The organism is Alkalibacterium kapii (assembly GCF_007988865.1).
GTDB classification, from domain to species: Bacteria; Bacillota; Bacilli; order Lactobacillales; family Carnobacteriaceae_A; genus Alkalibacterium; species Alkalibacterium kapii.
The window spans coordinates 1-3,310 of the sequence record NZ_BJUY01000045.1; the positions used below are offsets into that span (position 1 = coordinate 1).

Annotated in this window: 2 rRNA genes; both read left to right on the plus strand. The window is 50.8% G+C overall.

The window, feature by feature from the left end:
- Positions 1-136 precede the first annotated feature (136 nt).
- Positions 137-3,051, plus strand: a 23S ribosomal RNA gene (locus tag AKA01nite_RS09150).
- Between the two features lie 152 nt (positions 3,052-3,203).
- Positions 3,204-3,310 (plus strand): 5S ribosomal RNA (rrf, locus tag AKA01nite_RS09155); the annotation flags it as partial.

Here is a 3,310-nt window from a genome sequence, read left to right on the forward strand (position 1 = left end):
GCTTTGTTCTTTGAAAACTGGATAGTTGATTTTATAACACACACAAATGTTAAGAAACAACACCGAGAAATAGAAATTGAGAACAGTTTTGTTTTTTATACGAAACTCTCATCGCTATAATTACCCTTAACCTATAGGTTAAGTGAATAAGGGCGCACGGTGGATGCCTTGGCACTAGGAGCCGATGAAGGACGGGACGAACACCGATATGCTTTGGGGAGCTGTAAGTAAGCGTTGATCCAAAGATTTCCGAATGGGGGAACCCATCACTTTTCATCAAGTGATATACCTGTAGTGAATACATAGCTACAGGTAAGGTAGACGTGGGGAACTGAAACATCTCAGTACCTGCAGGAAGAGAAAGCAAAAGCGATTCCCCAAGTAGCGGCGAGCGAAACGGGAAGAGGCCAAACCAGAAGGCTTGCCTTCTGGGGTTGTAGGACTGGCACTATGGACAAGCGAGACTAGCAGAAATAACTGGAAAGTTATGCGAGACAGGGTGAAAGCCCCGTATGCGACAGTCAACCTTGCCTGGCCATGTTCCTGAGTACGGCGGAACACGAGAAATTCCGTCGGAATCCGGGAGGACCATCTCCCAAGCCTAAATACTCCCTAGTGACCGATAGTGAACCAGTACCGTGAGGGAAAGGTGAAAAGAACCCCGGAAGGGGAGTGAAACAGCACCTGAAACCGTGTGCTTACAAGTAGTCAGAGCCCGTTAATGGGTGATGGCGTACCTTTTGTAGAATGGACCGGCGAGTGACGATGTCATGCAAGGTTAAACCGAAGAGGTGGAGCCGCAGCGAAAGCGAGTCTGAACAGGGCGTAGAGTATGCCGTCGTCGACCCGAAACCAAGTGACCTACCCATGTCCAGGGTGAAGGTGTGGTGAAACGCACTGGAGGCCCGAACCCAAGTATGTTGAAAAATGCTGGGATGAGGTGTGGGTAGCGGAGAAATTCCAATCGAACTTGGAGATAGCTGGTTCTCTCCGAAATAGCTTTAGGGCTAGCCTCGGATAATATGCATCGTGGAGGTAGAGCGACTGTTTGGACTAGGGGCCCTTATCGGGTTACCGAATCCTGATAAACTCCGAATGCCACAGATGTAGATCCGGGAGTCACACTGCGAGTGATAAGATCCGTAGTGGAAAGGGAAACAGCCCAGACCGTCGGCTAAGGTCCCCAAATTCTTGTTAAGTGGAAAAGGATGTGGGGCTGCTTAGACAACTAGGATGTTGGCTTAGAAGCAGCCATCATTTAAAGAGTGCGTAATAGCTCACTAGTCGAGTGGCCCTGCGCCGAAAATGTACCGGGGCTAAACAAGATACCGAAGCCACGGATAGAACCAATGGTTCTATGGTAGGAGAGCGTTCTAAGGGCGTTGAAGCAAGATCGTGAGGACTTGTGGAGCGCTTAGAAGTGAGAATGCCGGTATGAGTAGCGAAAGACGGGTGAGAATCCCGTCCACCGAATGACTAAGGTTTCCTGGGGAAGGCTCGTCCGCCCAGGGTTAGTCGGGACCTAAGCTGAGGCCGATAGGCGTAAGCGATGGACAACAGGTTGATATTCCTGTACCAGTCTGCTTTGTTTGAACGATGGAGGGACGCAGGAGGCTAAGATGTGCACGCTGCTGGAATAGCGTGTCCAAGCAACAAGTCTTGAGAGGAGTCAAATGCTTCTCTCAACACGGACAAGTTGTGATGGGGAGGGAAATTTAGTACCGAAGTATCTGATGTCACACTGCCGAGAAAAGCTTCTAGTGAGAAGTAGGCTGCCCGTACCGCAAACCGACACAGGTAGTCGAGGAGAGAATCCTAAGGTGATCGAGAGAACTCTCGTTAAGGAACTCGGCAAAATGACCCCGTAACTTCGGGAGAAGGGGTGCTGACCATATGGTCAGCCGCAGTGAATAGGCCCAAGCAACTGTTTACCAAAAACACAGGTCTCTGCTAATTCGTAAGAAGATGTATAGGGGCTGACACCTGCCCGGTGCTGGAAGGTTAAGAGGAAGAGTTAGCTTCGGCGAAGCTCTGAATTGAAGCCCCAGTAAACGGCGGCCGTAACTATAACGGTCCTAAGGTAGCGAAATTCCTTGTCGGGTAAGTTCCGACCCGCACGAAAGGTGTAATGATTTGGGCACTGTCTCAACGAGAGACTCGGTGAAATTATAGTACCTGTGAAAATGCAGGTTACCCGCGACAGGACGGAAAGACCCCATGGAGCTTTACTGTAGTTTGATATTGAGTGTCTGTACAGCTTGTACAGGATAGGTAGGAGCCACTGAAGCCAGGACGCCAGTCTTGGTGGAGGCGCTGGTGGGATACTACCCTCGCTGTATGGCCACTCTAACCCGCGACCGTTAACCGGTCGGGAGACAGTGTCAGATAGGCAGTTTGACTGGGGCGGTCGCCTCCCAAAATGTAACGGAGGCGCCCAAAGGTTCCCTCAGAATGGTTGGAAATCATTCGTAGAGTGTAAAGGCAGAAGGGAGCTTGACTGCGAGACCTACAAGTCGAGCAGGGACGAAAGTCGGGCTTAGTGATCCGGTGGTACCGTATGGAAGGGCCATCGCTCAACGGATAAAAGCTACCCTGGGGATAACAGGCTTATCTCCCCCAAGAGTTCACATCGACGGGGAGGTTTGGCACCTCGATGTCGGCTCATCGCATCCTGGGGCTGTAGTCGGTCCCAAGGGTTGGGCTGTTCGCCCATTAAAGCGGTACGCGAGCTGGGTTCAGAACGTCGTGAGACAGTTCGGTCCCTATCCGTCGCGGGCGTTGGAGATTTGAGAAGAGCTATCCTTAGTACGAGAGGACCGGGATGGACACACCGCTGGTGTACCAGTTGTCAAGCCATTGGCATCGCTGGGTAGCTATGTGTGGACAGGATAAGCGCTGAAAGCATCTAAGCGTGAAGCCCCCTTCAAGATGAGATCTCCCATTCCTTTAAGGAAGTAAGACCCCTGAAAGATGATCAGGTAGATAGGCTGGAAGTGGAAGCATAGCGATATGTGGAGCGGACCAGTACTAATCGGTCGAGGACTTAACCACAAAAAAAGTGTAGCGAGGCAGTCATCTGCCGAGCAGAACTGGATTAAAGTGGTCTAAGGGTAAGATGCGGTGTTGTTAAAAACTTTGCGTGTACATGAATCAACGATCCAGTTTTGAGAGAACAAAGTTCTCATCAATAAAAAGAGTCACTGTGCGGTGGCGATGGCGGGAAGGACCCACCTGTTCCCATTTCGAACACAGCCGTTAAGCTTCCCAGCGCCGAGGATAGTGAAGGGTTTCCCTTTGTGAAAGCAGGACG